Annotated in this window: 22 protein-coding genes and 1 other RNA gene; 10 read left to right on the top strand and 13 right to left on the bottom strand. The window is 51.8% G+C overall.

Features of this window, described 5'->3' with window-relative positions:
- Positions 1-109 precede the first annotated feature (109 nt).
- From ACTU3N_RS13780 to ACTU3N_RS13770, 3 genes are all read left to right on the top strand, one after another.
- Entirely contained in the window at positions 110-502 is a 393-nt protein-coding gene (locus ACTU3N_RS13780; protein ID WP_443086708.1) for a DoxX family protein, read from the top strand.
- An 89-nt stretch (positions 503-591) separates the two neighbouring features.
- Entirely contained in the window at positions 592-1,578 is a 987-nt protein-coding gene (locus ACTU3N_RS13775) for a glutathione S-transferase family protein (RefSeq protein ID WP_443086707.1), read from the top strand.
- Positions 1,579-1,703: 125 nt separating this feature from the next.
- Positions 1,704-2,078, top strand: coding sequence for a DUF805 domain-containing protein (locus ACTU3N_RS13770; protein WP_443086706.1), 375 nt, complete (start codon positions 1,704-1,706; stop codon positions 2,076-2,078).
- Here the strand turns inward: ACTU3N_RS13770 and ACTU3N_RS13765 are convergent.
- On the bottom strand, positions 2,061-2,957 hold the full coding sequence (locus tag ACTU3N_RS13765) for a LysR family transcriptional regulator (protein ID WP_443086705.1): 897 nt from the start codon (positions 2,955-2,957) through the stop codon (positions 2,061-2,063). The genes ACTU3N_RS13770 and ACTU3N_RS13765 overlap by 18 nt on opposite strands.
- Before the next feature lie 102 nt (positions 2,958-3,059).
- Between ACTU3N_RS13765 and ACTU3N_RS13760 the strand changes: the two genes are divergently transcribed.
- Complete coding sequence (locus tag ACTU3N_RS13760; protein WP_443086704.1) at positions 3,060-3,761, top strand: pirin family protein; 702 nt, start codon at positions 3,060-3,062, stop codon at positions 3,759-3,761.
- A 181-nt stretch (positions 3,762-3,942) separates the two neighbouring features.
- Here the strand turns inward: ACTU3N_RS13760 and ACTU3N_RS13755 are convergent, their stop codons facing one another.
- Positions 3,943-4,704, bottom strand: a complete 762-nt coding sequence (locus ACTU3N_RS13755; protein WP_443086703.1) for an AraC family transcriptional regulator — start codon at positions 4,702-4,704, stop codon at positions 3,943-3,945.
- Between the two features lie 95 nt (positions 4,705-4,799).
- On the opposite strand from ACTU3N_RS13755, the gene ACTU3N_RS13750 reads away from it, so the two are divergent.
- Positions 4,800-5,186, top strand: coding sequence for a nuclear transport factor 2 family protein (locus tag ACTU3N_RS13750; RefSeq protein WP_443086702.1), 387 nt, complete (start codon positions 4,800-4,802; stop codon positions 5,184-5,186).
- Here ACTU3N_RS13750 and ACTU3N_RS13745 read toward each other — a convergent pair.
- The 8 genes from ACTU3N_RS13745 to ACTU3N_RS13710 all read right to left on the bottom strand — a co-directional run bounded on the left by ACTU3N_RS13745 (position 5,166) and on the right by ACTU3N_RS13710 (position 13,334).
- On the bottom strand, positions 5,166-5,912 hold the full coding sequence (locus tag ACTU3N_RS13745) for a glutamine amidotransferase (protein ID WP_443086701.1): 747 nt from the start codon (positions 5,910-5,912) through the stop codon (positions 5,166-5,168). The two genes, ACTU3N_RS13750 and ACTU3N_RS13745, sit on opposite strands and share 21 nt — an antisense overlap.
- Before the next feature lie 285 nt (positions 5,913-6,197).
- The gene (locus ACTU3N_RS13740; RefSeq protein ID WP_443086700.1) at positions 6,198-7,010 is read right to left on the bottom strand and encodes a sulfite exporter TauE/SafE family protein; all 813 of its coding nucleotides are present in this window, start codon (positions 7,008-7,010) and stop codon (positions 6,198-6,200) included.
- An 11-nt stretch (positions 7,011-7,021) separates the two neighbouring features.
- Positions 7,022-7,936 (bottom strand): hypothetical protein, encoded by a 915-nt coding sequence (locus ACTU3N_RS13735; RefSeq protein ID WP_443086699.1) that lies wholly within the window; start codon positions 7,934-7,936, stop codon positions 7,022-7,024.
- 622 nt (positions 7,937-8,558) lie between these two features.
- Positions 8,559-8,938, bottom strand: an RNA gene (gene rnpB, locus ACTU3N_RS13730) — RNase P RNA component class A.
- Positions 8,939-8,970: 32 nt separating this feature from the next.
- Complete coding sequence (gene garK, locus ACTU3N_RS13725; RefSeq protein ID WP_443086698.1) at positions 8,971-10,116, bottom strand: glycerate 2-kinase; 1,146 nt, start codon at positions 10,114-10,116, stop codon at positions 8,971-8,973.
- A gap of 166 nt (positions 10,117-10,282) precedes the next feature.
- Positions 10,283-11,167, bottom strand: a complete 885-nt coding sequence (gene garR / locus ACTU3N_RS13720) for a 2-hydroxy-3-oxopropionate reductase (RefSeq protein WP_443086867.1) — start codon at positions 11,165-11,167, stop codon at positions 10,283-10,285.
- A 38-nt stretch (positions 11,168-11,205) separates the two neighbouring features.
- The gene (garL, locus tag ACTU3N_RS13715; protein WP_443086697.1) at positions 11,206-11,976 is read right to left on the bottom strand and encodes a 2-dehydro-3-deoxyglucarate aldolase; all 771 of its coding nucleotides are present in this window, start codon (positions 11,974-11,976) and stop codon (positions 11,206-11,208) included.
- Between the two features lie 26 nt (positions 11,977-12,002).
- Positions 12,003-13,334: an MFS transporter gene (locus ACTU3N_RS13710; RefSeq protein ID WP_443086696.1), complete on the bottom strand. Its 1,332-nt coding sequence runs from the start codon at positions 13,332-13,334 to the stop codon at positions 12,003-12,005.
- 421 nt (positions 13,335-13,755) lie between these two features.
- Here ACTU3N_RS13710 and garD point away from each other — a divergent pair, with 421 nt between their 5' ends.
- A complete protein-coding gene (gene garD / locus ACTU3N_RS13705; protein WP_443086695.1) occupies positions 13,756-15,327 on the top strand; it encodes a galactarate dehydratase in 1,572 nt (523 codons plus the stop codon).
- An 85-nt stretch (positions 15,328-15,412) separates the two neighbouring features.
- On the opposite strand, the gene ACTU3N_RS13700 is transcribed toward garD, so the two are convergent.
- The 3 genes from ACTU3N_RS13700 to rsmI all read right to left on the bottom strand — a co-directional run bounded on the left by ACTU3N_RS13700 (position 15,413) and on the right by rsmI (position 19,031).
- Positions 15,413-16,969 carry a hypothetical protein gene (locus ACTU3N_RS13700; RefSeq protein WP_443086694.1) on the bottom strand — a complete coding sequence of 519 codons (1,557 nt, stop codon included), beginning with the start codon at positions 16,967-16,969 and terminating at the stop codon, positions 15,413-15,415.
- A gap of 195 nt (positions 16,970-17,164) precedes the next feature.
- Positions 17,165-18,163, bottom strand: coding sequence for a Fic family protein (locus ACTU3N_RS13695; protein WP_443086693.1), 999 nt, complete (start codon positions 18,161-18,163; stop codon positions 17,165-17,167).
- Between the two features lie 7 nt (positions 18,164-18,170).
- Complete coding sequence (gene rsmI, locus ACTU3N_RS13690) at positions 18,171-19,031, bottom strand: 16S rRNA (cytidine(1402)-2'-O)-methyltransferase (RefSeq protein ID WP_443086692.1); 861 nt, start codon at positions 19,029-19,031, stop codon at positions 18,171-18,173.
- A 62-nt stretch (positions 19,032-19,093) separates the two neighbouring features.
- On the opposite strand from rsmI, the gene ACTU3N_RS13685 reads away from it, so the two are divergent.
- From ACTU3N_RS13685 to dolP, 4 genes are read left to right on the top strand one after another with little or no spacing between them, the layout of a single operon-like run.
- Positions 19,094-21,184, top strand: a complete 2,091-nt coding sequence (locus ACTU3N_RS13685) for a penicillin-binding protein activator (protein WP_443086691.1) — start codon at positions 19,094-19,096, stop codon at positions 21,182-21,184.
- Positions 21,142-21,537 (top strand): YraN family protein, encoded by a 396-nt coding sequence (locus ACTU3N_RS13680; protein ID WP_443086690.1) that lies wholly within the window; start codon positions 21,142-21,144, stop codon positions 21,535-21,537. The genes ACTU3N_RS13685 and ACTU3N_RS13680 overlap by 43 nt, the downstream gene beginning before the upstream one ends.
- Before the next feature lie 23 nt (positions 21,538-21,560).
- Entirely contained in the window at positions 21,561-22,151 is a 591-nt protein-coding gene (diaA, locus tag ACTU3N_RS13675) for a DnaA initiator-associating protein DiaA (RefSeq protein WP_443086689.1), read from the top strand.
- Between the two features lie 9 nt (positions 22,152-22,160).
- Positions 22,161-22,736 (top strand): division/outer membrane stress-associated lipid-binding lipoprotein, encoded by a 576-nt coding sequence (gene dolP / locus ACTU3N_RS13670; RefSeq protein WP_443086688.1) that lies wholly within the window; start codon positions 22,161-22,163, stop codon positions 22,734-22,736.
- Positions 22,737-22,882: the final 146 nt, after the last annotated feature.

The following is a 22,882-nucleotide window of genomic DNA, read 5'->3' as shown; positions in this document are numbered from 1 at the left end:
ATGGCGCGATTAATATCCTTTCCAGAAACAGCAGTCACGCAGCGCACGGCGCGGACTATATTAATTAAGAATATTGATTCGGTACCTTTGAGGTTCCCTGGAGAGAAAGATGAAAAAGTTTGAAGATGTTGGTTTTCTGGTGGCGCGTATCCTGATGCCAATCCTTTTTATCACAGCAGGTTGGGGCAAGATCACCGCGTACAGCGGTACACAACAGTATATGGAGTCGATGGGCGTTCCTGGATTTTTACTCCCGCTGACCATTCTGCTTGAGTTTGGCGGCGGCCTGGCCATTCTGTTTGGTTTCCTGACCCGTACCACGGCTATCTTTACGGCGGTCTTTACGCTACTGACGGCGGTACTCTTCCACAACAATTTTGCAGAGGGCGTGAACTCAATAATGTTCATGAAAAACCTGACGATTGCCGGTGGCTTCCTGCTGCTTGCCATTACCGGTCCTGGCGCATTCAGTATCGACCGTGTACTGAATAAAAAGTGGTAAACCCACTATACTGACAGGCAGAAACAGAGCAAAAGCGAGGAACAACGCCTCGCTTTTTCATTTCACTTTGTTCGCAAGGAGATGACAACGTGGGACAACTGATCGACGGTGTGTGGCATGACACCTGGTATGACACCAAATCCACCGGCGGGCGTTTCCAGCGCTCCGTCTCTGCATTTCGTAACTGGCTGACAGCCGATGGCGCGCCTGGCCCCTCAGGCGAAGGCGGCTTTGCGGCTGAAAAAGATCGCTACCATTTATATGTTTCGCTCGCCTGCCCGTGGGCACACCGCACGCTGATCCTGCGCAAGCTGAAAGGACTGGAACCCTTTATCAACGTTTCGGTTGTTCATCCGTTAATGCTGGAAAATGGCTGGACGTTTGGCAACGACTTCCCGGCGGCGACCGGCGACACGCTGTATCAGCATGATTTTCTCTACCAGCTCTATCTGCATGCAGACCCACAATACAGCGGGCGCGTCACCGTGCCGGTGCTGTGGGATAAAAAGAATCAGACGATTGTCAGTAATGAGTCTGCTGAAATCATTCGTATGTTTAATACAGCTTTCGACGCGCTGGGCGCCAAAGCCGGGGATTACTATCCGCCGGAATTACGCAGCCAGATTGATGAGCTGAATAGCTGGATCTATGACAACGTCAATAACGGCGTCTATAAAGCGGGTTTTGCCACCAGCCAGCAGGCCTATGACGACGCGGTGGGAAATGTGTTTAACGCGCTGGAACGCCTGGAGCAGATCCTCGGCCAGCACCGGTTTTTAACCGGCAATCGCCTGACCGAAGCGGATATTCGCCTGTGGACAACGCTTATTCGTTTTGACCCGGTGTATGTCACGCATTTTAAGTGCGACAAACATCGCATCAGCGATTATCTCAACCTGCACGGTTTCCTGCGCGATATTTACCAGATGCCGGGCATTGCTGAAACGGTCGATTTTGCCCACATCCGCAACCACTATTTCCGCAGCCATAAAACCATCAATCCGACGGGCATTATCTCTATCGGGCCGTGGCAGGATCTGGACGAACCCCACGGGCGCGATGTGCGTTTCGCCTGAATTTCCGGGCGCGTCACAACGCGCCCAAAAATTTCCTCGCTGTATTTATCGCTTTGTATTTTTGCCGTCTATTCTTACGTTAATCGCCAGAAAGCAACGACGCGATCGTTGAGCGAGGTAGACATTTGGACTGGTATTTCAAAGTACTAAGCCACTACGCAACCTTTCATGGGCGGGCGCACCGCCGTGAATTCTGGATGTTCACCCTGGTCAGTAGCGTTCTCTATGGTGTGCTGATTGTGGTGGATAAAATCCTCGGCTGGCAGCATGGCGGCCTTAGCCTGCTTTACACATTGCTGGTGCTTATACCGTCGCTGGCAGTACAGGTACGCCGCCTGCACGACACCGATCGCAGCTGGCGCTGGCTGCTGCTACTGGCGTTCCCGGTCTTTGGCTGGCTGGCGCTGCTGGCATTTTACAGCCAGCACGGCACGCCAGAAGAGAACCGCTTCGGCCCGGAGCCGAAAAGCGACCCGGAAGGTTCACTTACCCGCGAATAGCTTTGGGATCTCGCGCAGACACCAGGCTTTTGCCTCGCCCATACTGTCACGCCGCCAGGCCATAATAATGTCTACCTGGCTTGTGTATTCAGGACTCACCACGCGCAAGCGCCCTTCGGCAATATCCTGCTCGACCAGCGGATACGGCATAGTGGCGACTCCCAGCCCTGCCAGCAAAGCCTGCCGCTTGTCTTCAATGGTGCTCACCGTCAGCCTTGGCTGCTTATCTAACAGCTGCACGGTTAATACGGGCCGCTCGCGAGCGGTATCCGCCACCGCAACGCCGCGATACTTCACGCGGGTGACTTCGGATAACGGTTCCGGCTCCTGATGAATCGGATGCTGCGGCGCGGCAACATACACATTCATGACCGAATAGAGTTTGCGGGAATTTATTTCCGACGAGGAGCGAAAATGCATATCGGGCGCGACGACGATATCTGCGCGCCCCTGCTCCAGGCGCTCCCATGCGCCCGCCAGCACTTCGGTGATGAGCGACAGCTGAGTGTTGGCTTTCGCGGCGAGTTTTTCCACCAGCGGGAACAGCGCCGGGATCGGCACCAGCGCCTCGGTGACCAGCGTCAGGTGCGTCTCCCAGCCACGCGCCAGCGCTTCCGCATCGGTTGTCAATTTATCTGCCGCTTCCAGCAGCACGCGGCCGCGCTCCAGCAGCATCCGCCCTACGTTAGTAAATTTTGTACGATGGCCGGAGCGGTCAAACAACACGACGTCCAGCTCTTCTTCCAGCTTTTGCATGGTGTAGCTGAGCGCGGAAGGCACGCGCCCCAACTCATCGGCCGCAGCGGCAAAACTGCCGCGCCGGTCTATTGCATCCATCACGCGTAACGCTTCGAGCGTCAGTGCCCTTTCTTTTGCCATGTTTTGTCATTCAGGAAATTTGAATATACCAGGCAGAATATCTGGCTAACAATGCAGCGTCCATACCTTTAACATTGTTTCAGGTAAAGAGAGGTAAAGATTATGATTACGACCCGTACAGCCAAACAATGCGGACAAGCTGACTTCGGCTGGCTTCAGGCTCGCTACACCTTTTCTTTTGGGCACTACTTTGACCCGAAGCTTCTGGGCTATGCCTCACTGCGCGTATTAAACCAGGAAGTGCTGGCACCCGGCGCCTCCTTCCAGCCGCGTACTTACCCGAAGGTGGATATCTTAAATTTAATCCTTGAAGGCGAAGCAGAATATCGCGACAGCGAAGGTAACCATCTCCAGGCGAAGGCGGGCGAAGCATTGTTGATAGCGGCCCAGCCTGGTGTTAGCTATAGCGAGCACAATCTGAGCAAAGACAAATCCCTGACCCGTATGCAGCTTTGGCTTGATGCCTGCCCGGAGCGGGAAAACCCGCCGGTACAGAAAACAACGCTTCACCAGCGCCCGTTACAGTTGCTCGCCTCGCCGGATGGCAGCCAGCAGAGCTTACAACTACGCCAGCAGGTATGGCTGCATCATATCGAGCTGGAGCGAGGCGCAGAGCTAAGTTTTCAGCTGCACGGGCCGCGCGCCTACTTGCAGTCTATTCACGGCACGGTACAAGCGGTCACGCCGGGCGAAGCAAGAGAAGCCCTGACCTGTGGTGACGGTGCGTTTATTCGTGACGAGGCGCATATACGCCTGGTCGCCAATACGCCGCTGCGGGCGCTATTAATCGATCTACCTGTTTAATATTTTGATAAAAGTGAGAAGTAAGACAATGATGACTAATCAGCACACATCCCAGGCGTTTGGTTTTGAAGAGATGCTGACAGAACTGGAAGCGATTGTTGACGAAGCCAAAATCAGGCTGGCTGAAGAGGAGCAGGCCTGACCACCTCGCCGGGGCTGCACGGCCCTGGCGTCAACCCTTTCACCGCAGAGCATGCTCAGGCCGGGATTCGTGTGCATTATTCAGCCGAAACGTCCCTGGCGTCATGCCGAAGCGCAGTTTGAATGCCGCGATAAACGCGCTGACGTTATCGTACCCGCACTTTGCTGCCGCCTCACTCACTGTTTCTCCTTGCAGCAACCAGCCCATCGAAGCAAGAATCCTCGCCTGCTGCCGCCACTGGCTGAAACTCAGGCCGGTTTGCTCGCTAAAAAGCCGGCGCAATGTCCTGACGCTCAGGCCACAATGCGACGCCAGCGCTGCTTGTTGCTGATTGCGCTCTGGCGCTAACAGTAACTGTTCGGCGACCTGCCGCGCCCGCCGGTCAGTCGGAAGCAGCAGTTGCAGCGGCGCAACCGGTGCCAGACGAATCTCATCAGCTATGACCGCCAGAAGATGCTGTTGCCGGGAGAGTTGCGTATGCGTCAGGTCAATATTGCTTACCCTTTCCATTAGCAGCATTAAAAAGGGATCGGCAGGCCAGACGCCAGCGCCGGTGGGGAGCACATCGGCCTGGCTGAGTTGCACGCTACACCCTTCGGTCTCGCCCACCGTCCACGCGCAATGCCGCAAACCCGCCGGAAACCAGCCAATGGTGGCGGGCGTGAGCGCCCATTGCGCGCGCTCCGTTTGCACAATCATCATGCCGCGCCGGATGGCAAATAGCTGGCCGGTGGCATGTTGATGCCACGGCGTATGATGTTTGCTTTGATGTGAGAGCGTCTGGCTTTGCACAATCAACATGGCCGATTCACCGTATTTTTTGTCCTGTTACGGCTAATATACCGCACGGTGCTGGCGATATGCTGTTTATAACGACAATCAGTGAGATAAATACGATGAATAATATTCAGCATGTCGCGCAGGCGTTGCGTGAAATCATCTGCCACCCAGAACATAGCGAAGCAAAAATCCGCGATTTTTTCTCAGCGGACTATCAACAATATGTTGACGGTGAGACGCTCGATTTCGCCGGTTTTGTCAGCCATATGGCCACGCTTAAACGCCTTACCCAGGCGATGGATATTGAGCTGGTCGCTATTGCCGGGCAGAGTTCGACCGTTCTGACGCATCATATTGTGACGGTTAAAAAAGAGGGGCAGCAATCACGCATTGAGGTGTTTGCGCATTTTACGCTGCGGGACGGGCTGATTATCCGCTGCGAAGAGCTCACCCGGCTTGTGGCGGGTGCCGCGCAAGACAGGCTACTGGGAAGCCTGCGCTAGCTCACTCCACACGGCAACCTCCTGAGCGAAGCGGCGCAGAATTTCTGCCGCTCCGGGGGCCGGTAAGACGCCCGCGATTAAGCTGTCGGCATCGGTGCCTTCTTTCTCAATATTGGCCCGATTTAAACGTAACAGGTCGGTAGCGATGTCCGGCGTCATTTCCGGGTGAAACTGAACGGAAACCGCCTTTGGGCCATACCGGACAATTTGATAGTTATCGTGAACGGAGGCGGCGAGCGCCACAGCCCCTTGCGGCAGACGCGTGACGGTCTGGCGGTGCGTCAGATGCGCAGGGAAGTTTTCCGGGAGATGGCTGAGCAGCGGATCGCCTGCACCCGCTTCATTTAAGTAAATGGTTTTGGTGCCCGCTTCGCGGCCTTTGGGGTGATACTCAACATTGCCGCCCAGCGCCCATGCCATCAGGTGGTGACCGTAGCAGACGCCAAAAAGCGGCATGCTGATGGTCATCGCTTCACGGATCCATGCAGCGGTTTTCTCGCTCCACGGCAGTTTGTCTGACACCATCGCCCAGGAGCCGGTGATGATCGCAACCTGCGAGACATCGGGTTCGGGAAGCGTTTCACCTTCGAAAACCCGCACAACGTCGACATCTTCCAGCGAACAATCTAACAGCTGGCAGAACCAGAGAGGGATATCGCCGTGCGCATCACTCAGGGGCTGCGGAGCAGCTCCGGCCTGGATAATCATAACGGGTTTCTTGTCCACGGCGTGCCAACTCCTGTCGTAATGATTTTATGTGAGTGGTGTGCATCGTCTTCCGGATGATTATTTTTAACTCTACTCTATCGGGACAGTCAGTTCAAAAAAATGACGCCGTTCACAAAGCAAAACGCGGTGAGGCCAGCGGGTTTAGGTGCCACATAAATGAACTCTGATATGGGTAGCGCCATCATGTGGTGTTTGTTTCCGTTAAAATTGAATCATCCGCCACTGGTAAGTTAAAAGAAACTCTCCAGTCCAGTGGCTACGAAAATACCCGGCTATAGAATATTACATCCCTACAAAGTATTTAACAGAAAGAGTCACCATCATTGCCCCTACAGAAACAAACAATACTTTTCGTATAATCTCACCGTTTGTTTTTATAGCGTGCATGCTACCAATATGGTTACCAGCAAGACTTGCAATAATCATTGGAATACCAATAAAGCAGGCCATTTTCCCGGCAATAGCAAATGCAATAAATGCACCGATATTAGATGAGAAGTTGAATATTTTACTTGTTGCTGACGCCTGTAATAAACCAAACTTATTGATTACTGTGAGAGCAATGATAAATAAACTACCGGTACCTGGACCGAAAAAACCATCATAAAAACCGACAATAAAACAAACAATAAAAATAGAAATAAAACTGTTTTTAGTTGATTCTATAGCTGAATCTTTTATACGCCCCTTAACGGTAGCCGCAATTAATCCTACCGGTAGTAATGCAACTATTATTATAGATAGTGTTTCGGCTGGAAGTAATAGTATCACCTTTGCGCCAACATAAGCACCTGCGAGCGCAGATACCAGGCCTGCAGGAATGACGGACCATATCACCGATTTGTTTTTAACGAAGTTTTTAATTGCAGCGATAGTGCCAACAGTGCTGACGAGTTTTTCTTGCCCTAAAGCGAGTTGTGGAGGCAATCCTGTGAGGATAAAGGCAGGAATGAGTATTAACCCTGCACCTCCTGCAATTGCGTCTATATAACCAGCCACAAAAGAAGCTAAAATTAACAAGAACATGCCAATTACAAAATATTTTGCAATGATACTTCCATCAACAAATATTGAGGGGGTTATAAATTCAAACATGATGAACTCCGTTAAAGGGTGCGCAAATGATGAAGACAACTCTCTGGCTCAAGTAGCTGTGTCTCTAATGGTCGGTTTTTCATTCCAAAAATGCGGAGTAGCCACCTGTCTGAACCATCGAATCGAGGTTCGAAAGCATTCCGGGTATGCATCGTTCTTTGATTCAAAAATGTAACGGCATCACCGGGTTCAAGAGGTACATTGAACCATAGCTTTTTTTCAAGCGTAATATACCGCATCCTCTCCAGTGCGAGTTCTGCTGCTGGGGTCATACCCATTGTATTATGCCAGTCGAAGCGCGAGTACCAGGTTCCTTCTTTATTAACAATGACAGGAACCCCCTCAACCAGAGATTCTGAGGAAAAGCTAGCTGGCCTTTTGATTATAAAAAGTGGTTGAGAAAGTATCTCAATAGTTTGTTCAGAAAGTAGAGATATTACCTGATCCAATAGCAAAAGACTGGTATTAACACCATGTTCTTTCCGTAAACATAATAAAGTTAACGTATCCGGGCAACAGCCTAATCTGTGTGATGGAGTTTCACCAGTTATAGACAGGTCAGGGTTATCAACGTGCGGATAGAAATCAAATTTGGCTCCGTAAGAACTAATTTCACTCTCTGATTGCATCATTGGACAAACATGACGAATAAGATGACCGTCATTCTCACCCTGGTAAACTACTGGCCATAAACCTGCCTCAAAATGAGCTGCTAAATATGCCCCATGTAAATCTGAGTTTTTTGATTCCACGTAGTTAACGTAATCAGGCAGAACGGGAGTTTCTGTAAGATCTTCCTTTTTAAAATAGGGTAATTTCCAAATAACAAAGCATTCATCCTCAAGCTTTTTTCTGAATTTATTCACAGGCATGGGGAGTGCATCATGTATTTGATCCGCGATAATAAGTATCCGTTCGTTTTTCATTCGGTGACGTTAACCTCAATTCCTTGTGAGAGAGTATTAATTATCGTTACGTTATAATGCATAAAATTAATAGCATTTCTGCAAAGAAACTACCTTATATGTTGAGTAGGTATCAATGTGTGTTTGTTAAAACAATATGAAAAAATAATTACAACAGGCCATTTAAAATTTATGTTCCAATTTACATTGGATTTACATTGAAAGTAACATTTGCTGCTGACTTGATATTATTAATTATTAATATCAATACGTTATTTGTGCATTGTGCAATTCATTTCATTCGCTTGATGTATAGAAAATCAAAACTATTTCCGCCCCTGAATGAAATAGCCACTATTTGACCGTCTTTTGATTTTCACGCCACTGATAAGTTTGTGCTATGCAGTCTGGTGAGAATTTGGAATAACCTGAAACGGGGAGCTGATCAAACAGTTATTCATCTTTTTGCCCGCTCAAAAACAAAAACCCGCCAGCTATTCACTGACGGGTTTTCTTAGAAAAGTCGAAACTGACCGATAAGCCGCTTTCTTTTGAGTATAGCGTCGTGGACAGTCATTCATCTTCCTGCCCGCCTCTAAAAACAAAAACCCGCCAGCTATTCACTGACGGGTTTTCTTAGAAAAGTCGAAACTGACCGATAAGCCGGGTTCTGTCGTGGACAGTCATTCATCTAGGCCAGCAATCGCTCACTGGCTCAAGCAGCCTACCCGGGTTCAGTACGGGCCGTACCTTGTGAACCCCTATTTGGCCTTGCTCCGGGTGGAGTTTACCGTGCCGCGAACTGTTACCAGCCGCGCGGTGCGCTCTTACCGCACCCTTTCACCCTTACCTGATCCTGCTTGCGCAGGCCATCGGCGGTTTGCTCTCTGTTGCACTGGTCGTAGGCTTGCGCCTCCCAGGCGTTACCTGGCACCCTGCCCTGTGGAGCCCGGACTTTCCTCCCCTCCGCCCGTCTCCCCCGAAGGAGGACGACGACGAAGCGGCGACTGTCTGGTCAGCTTCGGCGCGCAGTATAGTGGGTTTGCGCCTCGCTGTCACCCTTCCGTCAACATTCCAACTTGCAAGGTCGCGGCAATATTGCGCGAAGCGCGATAAATATTGTCAAACGCGCCGCGAAACGCCTCTTCGAGCGTAGTAATACTCGTCAATACGCTAAATACCGCGTCGATACCATACTGATGCACCACGCCAACATCACTGGTTAAACTGCCCGCGATGCCAATCACCGGTTTGTGATATTTCTTGGCAACCTTTGCCACACCGACCGGTACTTTTCCGTGAATACTCTGGCTGTCGATACGCCCTTCGCCCGTCACCACCAGCGTACAATCGTGGATATGCTCCTCCAGATTCAACGCCTGCGTCACTATCTCAATACCGCTGCGCAACTCTGCGCCAAGAAACGCCATCAGCGCCGCGCCCATACCGCCTGCCGCTCCTGAACCAGGAACGTTTTTCACATCGACACGCAGCGATTTTTTAATCACATCGGCATAATGATCCAGATTGCGGTCTAACTCAGCGATCATCGCGTCGGTCGCGCCTTTTTGCGGCCCAAAAATGCGCGAAGCGCCTTCCTCGCCGATAAGTGGGTTAGTCACATCGCACGCGACCCGGATAGTGCAGCGGCTAAGACGCGGGTCCAGCCCGGAAATATCGATAGCGTTCAGGCTCATCAAACTCCCGCCGCCATAACCAATCTCTGTGCCGTTGGCATCCGTAAGCTTTGCGCCGAGCGCCTGAACCATCCCCGCGCCGCCATCGTTGGTCGCGCTGCCGCCAATCCCGATAATGATATTGGAAGCACCGTGCTCCAGCGCGTGCAAAATAAGCTCCCCGGTGCCGCGCGAGGTCGTCACCAGCGGATTGCGCTGTTCAGGCGGAACCAACGCTAAACCACTGGCAGCAGCCATTTCGATAAACGCCGTCTTGCCATCCCCGGACATTCCCCAGCAGGCAGCAACTTTTTCGCCCAGCGGGCCGGTAACATGCGCAGTATGCACAGCACCTTTTGTGGCGGCTATCATGGCTTCTACCGTACCTTCACCGCCGTCCGCGACCGGAACTGAAACATAGTGCGCATCGGGAAAAATTTCCCGGAATCCTTTTTCTATCGCCTGAGCCACTTCAGTAGCGGACAGGCTTTCTTTATACGAGTCTGGGGCGATTACGATTTTCATAATGGTTAGCCTGACAGTGCCACGAAAGGCATCTACAGAGTATCTTTAGCGATGCCGCACTGTTGGCAAGGCTTTCTGCCCGCTACAGTGCAGCATCCATGATGTTGCGTTTACTGTGCCTCTTTCTAAAGAAGCAAGTGCAAAGGGCGCGCCTGCGCCCTTCGGCTTACCGGGAGACTTCGATTTTCGCCAGTTTCTCGTAGTAGCACGCAATGGCGCTATGGTCAGCGTTGCCCAGGCCGTCAGCACGCAGCGCCTGCATCATCTCCATCACCGCCGCCGTCAGCGGCAGCTGAGCGCCGACGCCATGAGAAGTATCCAGCGCGTTAGCAAGGTCTTTGATATGCAGATCAATACGGAAGCCTGGTTTGAAGTTACGATCCATCACCATCGGCGCTTTCGCTTCCAGCACGGTGCTGCCAGCCAGACCGCCGCGAATGGCCTGGAACACCAGATCCGGGTTCACGCCTGCTTTGGTCGCCAGCGTCAGGGCTTCAGACATGGCGGCAATATTCAGCGCCACGATCACCTGGTTTGCCAGTTTGGTCACGTTGCCCGCACCGATATCACCGGTGTGCACCACGGAACCTGCCATGGATTTCATCAGATCGTAGTATTTATCGAAGGTAGCTTTATCGCCGCCCACCATCACAGAGAGCGTGCCGTCGATAGCTTTTGGTTCACCGCCGCTTACCGGCGCGTCCAGCATTTCCACACCTTTCGCTTTCAGTGCTTCACTGATTTCACGGCTTGCCAGCGGCGCGATAGAACTCATGTCAATAAGCACGGTGCCGGCTTTCGCGCCTTCAATAATCCCGCCTTCGCCCAGCGCAACTTCTTTTACATGCGGGGAGTTGGGCAGCATGGTAATAATCACATCACATTTTTCAGCCACCGCTTTCGCGCTGGTCGCCGCTTCTGCGCCTGCGGCGATCAGCTCAGCAACCGCTTCCTGGTTACGGTCCACGACCACCAGTGAGTAACCTGCTTTAATGAGGTTTTTACTCATTGGTTTACCCATAATACCCAGGCCAATGAAACCAACTTTCATCGTCATAATTGCGTCTCTCTCTATAAATGGTGGTTTAATTATTTTTTAAAGGCTTCGGCCAGTTTCTGCGTAGCCGAACGGAACACGCCCAGGTCGCTACCAACGGCAACGACAGTAGCTCCCCACTCCAGGTAGCGACGCGCGTCTGCCTCAACTGGCGCGAGGATACCGCTCGGTTTGTTATGCGCTTTAGCGCGAGAAAAAATGTGCTGGATAGTACGCTGCACTTCCGGGTGCGCCGCGTTGCCGATATAGCCAAGCGTGGCCGCCAAATCACTTGGCCCGACGAACACGCCGTCAACGCCCTCGGTCGCCAGAATGGCATCAAGATTATCAACGCCTGCCTGGCTCTCTATCTGCACCAGGATGGTGATGTTCGCATTGGACTGGCGGAAGTAATCCGGCACGGTGCCAAACATATTTGCGCGGTGAGAAACGGACACACCGCGAATGCCTTCCGGCGGATAACGGGTGGCGGCGACAGCGTTCACCGCTTCTTCTTCGGTTTCCACAAACGGGATGAGAAAGTTATAAAAACCGATATCCAACAGGCGCTTGATAACGACCGGATCGTTCGTTGGCACACGCACCACCGGCGCACTGGCACTGCCTTTTAAGGCCATTAATTGCGGTACAAAAGTGAGCACGTCGTTAGGGGCGTGTTCGCCATCCAGAAGCAGCCAGTCAAAGCCTGCCAGGCCCAGAACTTCAGTGCTGATATGACTACCCAGCGCAGACCAACAACCGATTTGAATCTGTTGTGCCGCCAGCGCGGCTTTGAATTTGTTTGGGAAGATATCGTTATTCATCTTTTGTACCTTTATTTAGTTGTTGCTTACTTCTTCAATTCCATACGTTTGATGTCACCTACCACGAACAGGTAGCAGACCATCATCATCAGCGCAGAACAGCCCACGAACACCAGCGCACCATTGAAAGAATGCAACTCTTTAACCATGTATCCGATAACCAGCGGCGTTACGATAGACGCCACGTTGCCGAATACGTTGAATACGCCACCGCACAGACCGACAATTTCTTTCGGTGCCACATCAGAGATAACCGGCCAGCCCAGCGCACCAAAACCTTTACCGAAGAACGCGAGCGCCATCAGTGCAACCACCAGCGCCGTGTTATTTGTGTAGTTACACAAAATAATGCTGGAGGCCAGTAACATGCCGAGCACGATAGGCACTTTACGCGCCACGGTCAGGGTTGAGCCACGTTTAATCAGGTAATCTGAGAACAACCCGCCCATCACGCCACCGGCAAAGCCGCACAGCGCAGGGATAGAGGCAACGAAACCGACTTTCAGAATCGACATGCCTTTTTCCTGCACCAGATAAATCGGGAACCAGGTCAGGAAGAACCAGGTAATAGTGTTCAGGAAGTACTGCCCAAAAAACACGCCGAGCATCATACGGCTGGAGAGCAGCTGCTTGATGTAATCCATCTTCGGACCGGATTTGCCCGCATCGGCTTTTTTGTGGTCCATATCAACAACGGCGCCGTTTTGCGAGATATAGTCAAGCTCTTCGCGGGTCATGCGCGGGTGGTCTGTCGGGTTATGGACGTATTTCACCCAGGCGAACGTCAGGACAAAACCGATGGCCCCCATCACGGTAAAGACATGTTCCCAGCCCCAGGCAAAAGTCAGCCAGCCCAGCAGTGGCGAGAAGAGCGCCAGAGAGAAGTACTGAGCAGAGTTAAAAATGGCCGATGCGGTACCGCGCTCTTTAGCCGGAAACCATGCCGCGACGATACGGGCGTTCGCCGGGAAGGAAGGCGCTTCGGAAAAGCCCAGCATAAAGCGCATGAAAAACATTGAAATACCGGCCCAGGCGATAGGGAAGATATCAACAAAGCCTTGTAAGAAGGTAAACAGCGACCAGAAAAACAAGCTATAGGTATAAACTTTTTTCGAACCAAAACGGTCCAGCAGCCAGCCGCCGGGAATTTGCATCAGCAAATAGGCCCAGCCGAATGCTGAGAAGATGTATCCCATAGAGACGGCATCAAGTTGCAGCTCTTTTGCGACCTCAGTTCCGGCAATAGAGAGTGTCGCGCGGTCTGCGTAGTTGACCGCGGTGACAATAAATATTATCAGCAGAATTAAATAACGGGTGGGTATTCCCCGTTTAGTTTCGACGGTATGTTCAATAGTCATTTTAATTTCCTCGGGCACCGCTAAATTTAGAATATAATTATTTTGATCTTGATTATCTGATTTCGTTTAAGCACAAAAATTAATATCAGATAATTGGCACTTCGATTTTATTAGCCCTCAGTATAATCAGCGCCCCTGGGCCACACACTGGTGGCTTGCTCAATTTTCGCATTATTCGAAAAGATTATTTTATGCATCTGCACATACGCCTGGGCGCTAATGCACAGATCTTGCAATATCCAGCCCCGCCAGCCGGGTAATCACAAAAATAAGTGATTTTGATCACATTTTATTATGAGGACTCCTGACATTCTTATTTTCAACAAATGAGATTTTTATTTTTGAAATAATTACTGACTCAAAAATGGTTCCTCTTTTATTTGAGTAATGCATCGTATAGCTAGCTGGAGATTACTTGAGAATGTCCGACATTGAAATTAGACAGCAATCGCCTGGGGCGTTTTATATTAAGGTACACGACACGGATAATGTCGCTATCATCGTCAATGACAATGGATTAAAGGCGGGAACCCGTTTTCCTGACGGTCTCGAGCTAATTGAGCATATCCCGCAGGGCCATAAAGTGGCGCTTGTGGATATTCCCCATCATGGCGAAATTGTGCGTTACGGTGAAGTGATTGGCTACGCCGTGCGCGATATTCCTCGCGGTAGCTGGATTGATGAATCCATGGTGGAGCTGCCAAAAGCGCCGCCGCTGAATACGCTGCCGCTGGCGACCAAAGTGCCGGAGCCGCTCCCGCCGCTGGAAGGATACACCTTTGAAGGTTACCGCAACGCAGATGGCAGCGTGGGTACCAAGAATCTGCTCGGTCTGACCACCAGCGTACATTGCGTGGCTGGCGTGGTGGACTATGTGGTGAAAATTATCGAGCGCGACCTGTTGCCGAAATACCCGAACGTAGATGGCGTGGTCGGTCTGAACCATTTATACGGCTGTGGCGTGGCGATTAACGCCCCGGCGGCGGTGATCCCCATCCGTACCATCCATAATATCTCGCTGAACCCAAACTTCGGCGGCGAAGTGATGGTGATTGGTCTCGGCTGTGAAAAACTCCAGCCGGAGCGTCTGTTACAGGGTACCGATGATGTGCAAGCGATCCCGGCAGACGGTGCCAGCATTGTGCGTTTACAAGATGAGCACCATGTCGGTTTTCGCTCCATGGTCGATGATATTTTGCAGGTTGCCGAGCGCCATCTGGAAAAACTGAACCAGCGCAAACGCGAAACCTGCCCGGCCTCTGAACTGGTTGTCGGTATGCAGTGCGGCGGCAGCGATGCGTTCTCTGGTGTGACGGCAAACCCGGCGGTCGGCTATGCCTCCGACCTGCTTATCCGCTGCGGCGGAACGGTGATGTTCTCAGAAGTGACCGAAGTGCGCGACGCCATCCATTTGCTGACACCGCGCGCCATTAACGAAGAGGTAGGCAAGCGCCTGCTTGAAGAGATGGCCTGGTACGATAACTACCTGGATATGGGCAAAACTGACCGCAGCGCTAACCCTTCGCCGGGCAACAAAAAAGGCGGCCTGGCAAATGTGGTTGAAAAAGCGCTGGGTTCGATTGCCAAATCGGGTAAGAGCGCCATTTCTGAAGTGCTCTCTCCGGGCCAGCGCCCGACAAAACGCGGGCTGATTTATGCGGCAACACCGGCGAGCGATTTCGTTTGTGGTACGCAGCAAGTAGCTTCAGGTATCACCGTACAGGTGTTTACCACGGGTCGCGGTACGCCTTATGGCCTGGTCGCCGTGCCGGTAATCAAAATGGCCACCCGTACCGAGCTGGCAAACCGTTGGTATGATCTGATGGACATCAACGCCGGGACTATCGCTACTGGCGAGGAGAGCATTGAAGATGTGGGCTGGAAGCTGTTCCACTTTATTCTTGATGTCGCCAGCGGTCGCAAAAAGACCTTCTCCGATCAATGGGGACTGCACAATCAGCTGGCGGTATTCAACCCGGCGCCGGTAACCTGATACTTAAAATAATGATGTAAGCCTCATCGTTCAGCATGGCTCCGGCCATGCTTTTTTTTATCTACCATTACCGTTCAAACGCAGCTTATTCATACCAGGCCGGCGGGAAAATCTCTGCCAGCACGTCAGGAAATTCCAGCTTATGATGCTCAATCATTGTTCTGGCAAGAATATCACTATTTTGAGGATGTTCCCTCGCCGATAATAAAACATTGCTCCAGTCCTCAATACCGCTTTTAAAAATTGTCCTGTCCAGTTGATATGCTTTATTCATCAGCGCCCAGGCATAAATTCGGATAGCTTCAGGCGATTCTTCTCGAGTGCCAAAAATATGTTCCCCGGCGCTTTTTATAAAGAATGTCGCCAGACTTAGCAGCATTTTCGCCTGATCAGTAGGGCTTTTGCCTGCAAACTTAAACGTTTTTAATAATGTCTGGCAATGTTTTTCATCCAGTATAAACACATCATGCCCCTGAGAGATTCTTAACCGGGGAGCGAATACCATGAGTAAATTAGTATTGTTTGTGCTCCCGATAAGCTTTTCTTCAGAGAGACGTTGTTGCCGCGCCGAAAGAAAAAGATTGCGCATGGACTCATTGTGCGGAATGATTTTCCCCAGCAGTTTAGCAAAGTGATTTTCGCGCGATACGCGTTCGGTGCACTCTAAAAACAGAGGATAATGCCCGGCAAAAAAATCTTCTAGCGGGTACTCTTCAAAATCCAGCTGCACACCTGATGGCGTATAAAGATGAAAAAAAGATTTATTGGGTTTTACCGGCTCTGTGCTCATCATTTTATGGAGCGTATCCTGCGAAACCAGCATACCGATTTTAAAATAGCTGGCAGGCAACATAATATAGTTATTGGCATGCCTGTTCTCCCAGTCAATCGATCGAGTTTCCGGGTGCCCAAATTCTGGGACGTTCGTATAACAGGCAATTTCACTGTGATGCAGATACCGGGCGTAGAGACGATGCGCTCTGGCGCGAATGGCATCATCCTGAACGCTATTCGCCAGGGCAATGAGCTGAATAAACGCAGCATTACCCGAAATCATTCTTTCGGGTTCCGTTTCAAACAGCGTAAAGGCGTTATTAAAGAAAAGCGTATGATAAGTCATAGGATGAGCGTCAAAAAAATCAATAAGCTCATCGTTTATTCTGCGCATTACAACATCAAGCTGTTTATTTATTTGCTGTTCATTGCCCGAAAAACTTACGCCAGCCAAAATATGGTAAAAAGAGAGCTGCGAATTTAAAGCGGATAGCGCTCTGATTTGCGCCACTTTTTCCTGAATATGCGCAGGCATTTTCGTTAACCAGTCGACCGGTAGCGCCGTATTATTGTTACAGGATTTCGAGAAAAAAGGTAACGCGGGCATATTTTGATATAAAAAACAGAACACGTAGCCAGATAAAAATAGCGAAGCGATCCAGGCACTCTCATCTATCCCGCGCGGCAGAAAACCACTTTGCGGCTTCTCCTCATAAAAAAAAGGAAAATCAAGCTCCGTATTATTATTTTTAACTTCGGTACTGTTTGTAATACTGTTTAAAAAATGAAGCAGAAATTTACCCTGCTGTATAATTGTGTCAGTGACTAATTGTATAAATGGCTCGCGTTTAGTAACCAGTGGAATCATTGTTTATCCTTTCTCATGCCTAATTTACCCAACAGGAAAATTTGAGAATTGCTAAAGCAATGCGTCGATTATTTAAGATGCACAGAAATGATCTATCAAAAAACGCGAAATAGAAGCCATAACCCGCCAGCCCGGTAAACAACGTACGAATTTCCTGGTGCCGACATATAAACTCCCCCCAACTGCAAGCCGTGTTTAATTGACCTGCCAGTAGCCGCCTTTTTTTGCGCCAATGCGTTGTAATTTATTTTTTTGCTGCAACGATTTTAGATAACGCTCAATACTGCGGGCGCTGACGCCTAATTTATCGGCAAGCGCCACCGCCGTCAGTGCTGGTTGCTCACGCAGCGCCTGCAGAATCGCTTTCTCGCGAGGGGAAACAGGGAAAATTTGTTCCGACATTTCTTCCGACACTTGTTCCGACAGCACAAAGCCTGGGTCCAGACCTTCGATCAGTGCCGCTGTTACCGCAGACAGCATAAATGCGACAAAAGAGGTGCAATCGCACGTTCTGTCACACTCACCCAGTACCTGATAATAACGCTCTTGCTGATAATGGATAATTGTCTCTACCGGCAGCCATGCCAGTTCACTACGCCACTCGCTGAGGATAAGCGTTTGCCATAAGCGCCCCATGCGCCCGTTACCATCGGCGAAAGAATGGATAAACTCGAATTCATAGTGAAAAACTGAACTGGCGACCAGCGGATGCAAATCCGTCGTTTTAAGCCACGCCAGTAAATCATCAATCAGTAGCGGTACCCGGGAGGCCGGGGGAGCCATATGGATAAGCCGGGTATCACGATAAATACCGACATTACTGTTGCGCAACCGCCCAGGATAATCCACCAGACCCTGCATCAATAATCCATGAGCTTTCAATAAATCTGACGCACGATGGCTTTTCCACGACGACATACGTTCATACGCTTTAATAGCATTACGAACTTCCTGAATATCTTTAACAGGTGCCAGCACCCTTTTACCTTCCAGCAAAGCAGTGACCTGGTTTGTCGTCAGGCTGTTATGTTCAATCGCTAAAGAAGCCTGGATGGTTCTGATACGGTTATTTTTACGCAACAAGGGCGAAGCGCGCCCGGTTTGCGCCGCCCAGTGCCCCAAAAGCTCCCCAATCTCTACAACCTGACTAAGAATTTGCGGCGTAATGGTAAAGGGCGGCACATACTGGCTCATAAAAGCATTACTCCTGCTGCTCCAGCGCGTATTTATACAGCGCGTTTTTCTTCACGCCGTGAATTTCCGCCGCCAGCGCAGCGGCTTTTTTCAGCGGCAGCTCGCTCTGTAAGAGCGCAAGTGTACGCAGTGCATCGGCGGGCAGCGCATCATCCTGCGCTTTATGCCCTTCGACAATCAGCACCATTTCGCCCTTTCGCCGGTTCTCATCCTCTTTAACCCATGCTAAAAGCTCGCCCACCGGTGCGCCCCGGATGCTCTCCCAGGTTTTCGTCAATTCGCGCGCCAGCACGACATAGCGCCCTTCGCCCCACACCGCGACCATATCCTCCAGGCTCTCCAGTAGACGATGCGTAGATTCATAAAAAATCAGCGTGCGGCTTTCGGTTTCCAGCGCTTTGAGCACATCCCGGCGGCCTTTTGATTTCGCTGGCAAAAAACCTTCATAGCAAAAACGATCCGACGGCAGCCCCGCAGCGCTCAACGCAGCGATAGCCGCGCAAGGTCCAGGCAGCGGCACCACGCGAATACCGGCCTCGCGGCAGGTGCGTACCAGATGATAACCAGGGTCGTTAATCAGCGGCGTTCCGGCATCCGAAACCAGCGCGATGTTTTGCCCTTCCTGTAACTTCGCCACCAGCGTTTCGGCTTTTTGCTGCTCGTTATGGTCATGCAGCGCAAACAAACGGGCGTTTATAGCGAAATGTTGAAGCAGTAAACCGGTGTGGCGGGTATCTTCAGCAGCAATCAAATCAACGCTTTGCAACACGGTAAGCGCACGCTGTGTAATATCAGACAAATTCCCGATAGGAGTGGGTACAATATAAAGCTGACCTTGAGAATTCTCCGCTGATTCGTGTTGTTTCATTGTTTCATCCGTATTGCCGATTTAATATTGAGCATTGCGTAAAAAATGTCACTGGATACAGTATGCTACCGTCAAGATTTTTACCCTCAAAAGCCACACGCTGTCTGCCTGTGGTGCTGGCCGCCCTGATTTTTGCAGGATGCGGAACGCAGTCCACAGACCAAAGCGCCAGTCATATGCAGGGTGCTGCGCAGGCTGATTCTGGTTACTATCTGCAACAAATGCAGCAAAGTTCAGATGATAGCAAGACCAACTGGCAATTACTCGCCATTCGTGCGCTGTTGAACGAGGGGAAAACCCAGCGGGCAAGCGAAGTGTTTAGCCAGTTGCCGCAAGATCTGAATGAAAACCAGCGCAACGAGCGCGCATTGCTGGACGCAGGGCTAAAAGTGGCCCAGGGTGATGCCCCTGGCGCGCAGGCACTGCTTGAGAAGATTGATCCCGGCAAGCTTGAGCAGGCCCAGCAGGAGCGCTACTGGCGCATTGCTATCGCCGCTGCGCAGGGCAAACCTTCCCTGACGCTGCTGCGCGCGCTGATTGCGCAAGAACCGCTGTTAACCGCACCGGCGGAAAAACAAAAAAATATCGACAGCACATGGCAAGCGCTCGCCTCTATGTCCCAGGACGAAGCCAAAACGCTGGTTATCAATGCTGATGAAGTCACGCTGCAAGGCTGGCTTGATTTGCAACGCGTCTGGTTCGATAACCGCAGCGATGCCAGTATGCTCAAAGCGGGCCTCGCTGACTGGCAGACTCGCTACCCGCAAAACCCGGGCGCGAAAATGCTGCCAACGCAGCTGGCGAACATGCAAAACTTCCAGGCCGCATCGACCAACAAAATTGCGCTGCTGCTGCCGTTAAACGGCCAGGCGGCGGTGTTTGGCCGCGCCATTCAGCAAGGTTTTGAAGCGGCGAAAAACGGCGCGGCGGCGGTGTCCGGTCCGGCGGTGCCAACGCAGGAAGCCCAGGCCGCCACGCAGGATGTGGTCAGCCCTGCGCAGGCGAACGTCAGCGATCTTACCGAGGCGCAGCAAAACGCCGCGCCTGAAGCTTCGCCCGTGCAGGCTCCCGATAGCGCAGCGCAGAGCGCAGAAAGCACCGACGATGCATCAACAGCCTCTGGCGAGCAAACCACTGCCGCGGCCTCCTCACCCACGGTCGCCAACGCCCCGGCAAACCCAGGCGCTGAGCTAAAAATCTACGACACCAGCGCACAGCCCATGGATCAGTTGCTCAACCAGGTCCAGCAAGAGGGTGCCAGCATTATTATCGGCCCGCTGCTGAAAAATAATGTTGAGGAACTGATGCGCAGCCAGACCCCACTCAATGTGCTGGCGCTTAACCAGCCGGAAAATGTCGAGAACCGCGCCAATATTTGTTATTTCGCCCTCTCACCGGAAGATGAAGCCCGCGATGCGGCGCGTCATATCCATGCCCAGGGGCGTCAGGCTCCTCTGCTGCTGGTGCCTCGCAGCGCACTGGGCGAGCGTGTCAGCAACGCCTTTGCGCAGGAGTGGCAAAACCTGGGCGGCGGTATCGTATTGCAGCAAAAATTCGGCTCGACCGCCGAGCTGCGTATGGGCCTGAACAGCGGTTCCGGGATTGCCATGACCGGTAGCCCGGTGACCGCCAGCCTGCCGCAGCAGCAAGGCGTCACAATTGGCGGTCTGAACATCCCTGCGCCGCCGACGGATGCGCAAATTAGCGGCGGCGGCAAAGTCGATGCGGCGTATATTGTGGCGACGCCAGATGAGATCGCGCTACTGAAACCGATGATTACCCTGCGTACCGGCAGCCAGAGCAACGTGATGCTGTATGCCAGCTCGCGCAGCGCACAAGGCGGCGCGGGGCCAGATTTCCGTCTCGAAATGGAAGGCCTGCAATTTAATGAAATCCCGATGCTGGCTGGCGCTAACCCGTCGCTAATGCAGCAGGCGCTGAGATCGGTGAATAATGATTACTCCCTGGCGCGTCTTTACGCCATGGGCGCGGATGCGTGGACGCTGGCGAACAACTTCTCGCAAATGCGCCAGGTGCCGGGTTTCGAGCTGTACGGGAATACCGGTGATTTAACCGCTAATCAGGACTGCGTGATCAACAGGAAGTTGTCATGGCTCAAATACCAGCAGGGGCAAATCGTCCCGGCGAATTAAGCCGTAAACAGACCGGCGACGCGTGGGAAACCCGTGCGCGTCGCTGGCTTGAAGGCAAAGGACTGCGTTTTATTGCCGCGAACGTCCGCGAGCGAGGTGGAGAAATAGACCTGGTAATGCGCCACGGTCGCACCACCGTTTTTGTTGAAGTGCGCTACCGCCGGTCGGCCAGTTTTGGCGGTGCAGCGGGGAGTGTCACACGCGCTAAACAAGCGAAGCTTCTGCATACCGCACGCCTGTGGCTTGCCCGGCACAATGGGAGTTTTGATACTGTGGATTGCCGGTTTGATGTGGTAGCCTTCACCGGAAATGATCTTGAGTGGATACAAAATGCGTTTAACGACCACTCATAATTGCTGAATTAATAGGGATTATCGTGCTCGAACGAATTAAAGTTTGCTTTACAGAAAGCATTCAAACCCAGATTGCGGCGGCGGAAGCGCTGCCGGACGCAATTTCCCGTGCGGCCATGACCATGGTTCACTCCCTGCTAAATGGCAACAAAATCCTCTGTTGTGGCAATGGCACCTCTGCCGCCAACGCACAGCATTTTGCTGCCAGCATGATTAACCGTTTTGAAACCGAGCGCCCAAGTTTACCCGCGATTGCACTAAATACCGATAATGTGGTCTTAACGGCAATAGCGAACGATCGTCTGCATGATGAGATTTATGCCAAGCAGGTTCGTGCGCTCGGCCATGCCGGCGATATCCTGCTTGCCATCTCCACCAGGGGCAATTCGCGCGATATTGTCAAAGCCGTAGAGGCTGCGGTCACGCGTGATATGTCTATCGTGGCGCTGACGGGCTATGACGGGGGCGAACTGGCGGGTTTGCTGGGGCCACAAGATGTTGAAATACGTATTCCTTCTCACCGCAGCGCGCGCATTCAGGAAATGCACATGCTGACGGTAAATTGCTTATGCGATTTGATTGATAACACGCTTTTCCCTCACCAGGATGATTAAGGAGTACACATGAAGGCATTTACGCCCCTCGCAGTCCTTATTTCCGCACTGCTGTTACAAGGTTGTGTTGGCGCAGTAGTGGTAGGTTCTGCGGCTGTGGGTACCAAAGCCGCAACGGACCCGCGCACCGTCGGTACCCAGGTGGATGACAGTACGCTGGAACTGCGCGTGAATAGCGCGCTGTCGAAAGATGAGCAAATCAAAAAAGAAGCGCGGGTGAATGTCACCGCTTATCAGGGAAAAGTGCTGCTGACCGGACAGTCTCCGAACAGTGAACTGTCGTCGCGAGCCAAACAGATAGCCGTCGGTACCGAAGGCGCGGTCGAAGTCTTTAACGAAATTCGTCAGGGCCAGCCGGTAGGCCTGGGCACCGCGTCGTCCGACACATGGATAACCACGAAAGTCCGCTCTCAGCTGCTGGGCAGCGACCAGGTCAAATCGTCAAACGTGAAAGTCACCACAGAAAATGGCGAAGTGTTCCTGATGGGGCTGGTCACCGATCGCGAAGGCAAGGCCGCGGCCGATATTGCCAGCCGCGTCAACGGCGTGAAGCGCGTGACCACGGCGTTTACCTATCTTAAATAACAAAAAGCCCGGCATCTCGTGGACTGCACCCCAAAAGTTGGACACCCAACTGACTGAGGTGCAGTTTTTTATGAGTAGTCGTAAATTTTCACTTGAGCTACGGCTTGCTGCCGTACAACATTATCTTTCCGGTAAAGATGGTTTTC

The organism is Vagococcus sp. WN89Y, assembly GCF_052220145.1.
Taxonomy (GTDB): domain Bacteria; phylum Pseudomonadota; class Gammaproteobacteria; order Enterobacterales; family Enterobacteriaceae; genus Kosakonia.
Note: the sequence above shows the minus strand (reverse complement) of the source record. Positions and strands in the feature narration are given on the sequence as shown.

Bases quoted from the DNA above. Each gene is read 5' to 3' on its own strand.
- ACTU3N_RS13780 (WP_443086708.1), top strand. From the start codon at position 110: ATGAAAAAGTTTGAAGATGTTGGTTTTCTGGTGGCGCGTATCCTGATG.
- ACTU3N_RS13765 (WP_443086705.1), bottom strand. From the start codon at position 2,957: ATGGCAAAAGAAAGGGCACTGACGCTCGAAGCGTTACGCGTGATGGAT.
- ACTU3N_RS13760 (WP_443086704.1), top strand. From the start codon at position 3,060: ATGATTACGACCCGTACAGCCAAACAATGCGGACAAGCTGACTTCGGC.
- ACTU3N_RS13755 (WP_443086703.1), bottom strand. From the start codon at position 4,704: ATGTTGATTGTGCAAAGCCAGACGCTCTCACATCAAAGCAAACATCAT.
- ACTU3N_RS13750 (WP_443086702.1), top strand. From the start codon at position 4,800: ATGAATAATATTCAGCATGTCGCGCAGGCGTTGCGTGAAATCATCTGC.
- ACTU3N_RS13740 (WP_443086700.1), bottom strand. From the start codon at position 7,010: ATGTTTGAATTTATAACCCCCTCAATATTTGTTGATGGAAGTATCATT.
- ACTU3N_RS13735 (WP_443086699.1), bottom strand. From the start codon at position 7,936: ATGAAAAACGAACGGATACTTATTATCGCGGATCAAATACATGATGCA.
- garK (WP_443086698.1), bottom strand. From the start codon at position 10,116: ATGAAAATCGTAATCGCCCCAGACTCGTATAAAGAAAGCCTGTCCGCT.
- garR (WP_443086867.1), bottom strand. From the start codon at position 11,167: ATGAAAGTTGGTTTCATTGGCCTGGGTATTATGGGTAAACCAATGAGT.
- garL (WP_443086697.1), bottom strand. From the start codon at position 11,976: ATGAATAACGATATCTTCCCAAACAAATTCAAAGCCGCGCTGGCGGCA.
- ACTU3N_RS13710 (WP_443086696.1), bottom strand. From the start codon at position 13,334: ATGACTATTGAACATACCGTCGAAACTAAACGGGGAATACCCACCCGT.
- garD (WP_443086695.1), top strand. From the start codon at position 13,756: ATGTCCGACATTGAAATTAGACAGCAATCGCCTGGGGCGTTTTATATT.
- ACTU3N_RS13700 (WP_443086694.1), bottom strand. From the start codon at position 16,969: ATGATTCCACTGGTTACTAAACGCGAGCCATTTATACAATTAGTCACT.
- ACTU3N_RS13695 (WP_443086693.1), bottom strand. From the start codon at position 18,163: ATGAGCCAGTATGTGCCGCCCTTTACCATTACGCCGCAAATTCTTAGT.
- rsmI (WP_443086692.1), bottom strand. From the start codon at position 19,031: ATGAAACAACACGAATCAGCGGAGAATTCTCAAGGTCAGCTTTATATT.
- ACTU3N_RS13685 (WP_443086691.1), top strand. From the start codon at position 19,094: ATGCTACCGTCAAGATTTTTACCCTCAAAAGCCACACGCTGTCTGCCT.
- ACTU3N_RS13680 (WP_443086690.1), top strand. From the start codon at position 21,142: ATGGCTCAAATACCAGCAGGGGCAAATCGTCCCGGCGAATTAAGCCGT.
- dolP (WP_443086688.1), top strand. From the start codon at position 22,161: ATGAAGGCATTTACGCCCCTCGCAGTCCTTATTTCCGCACTGCTGTTA.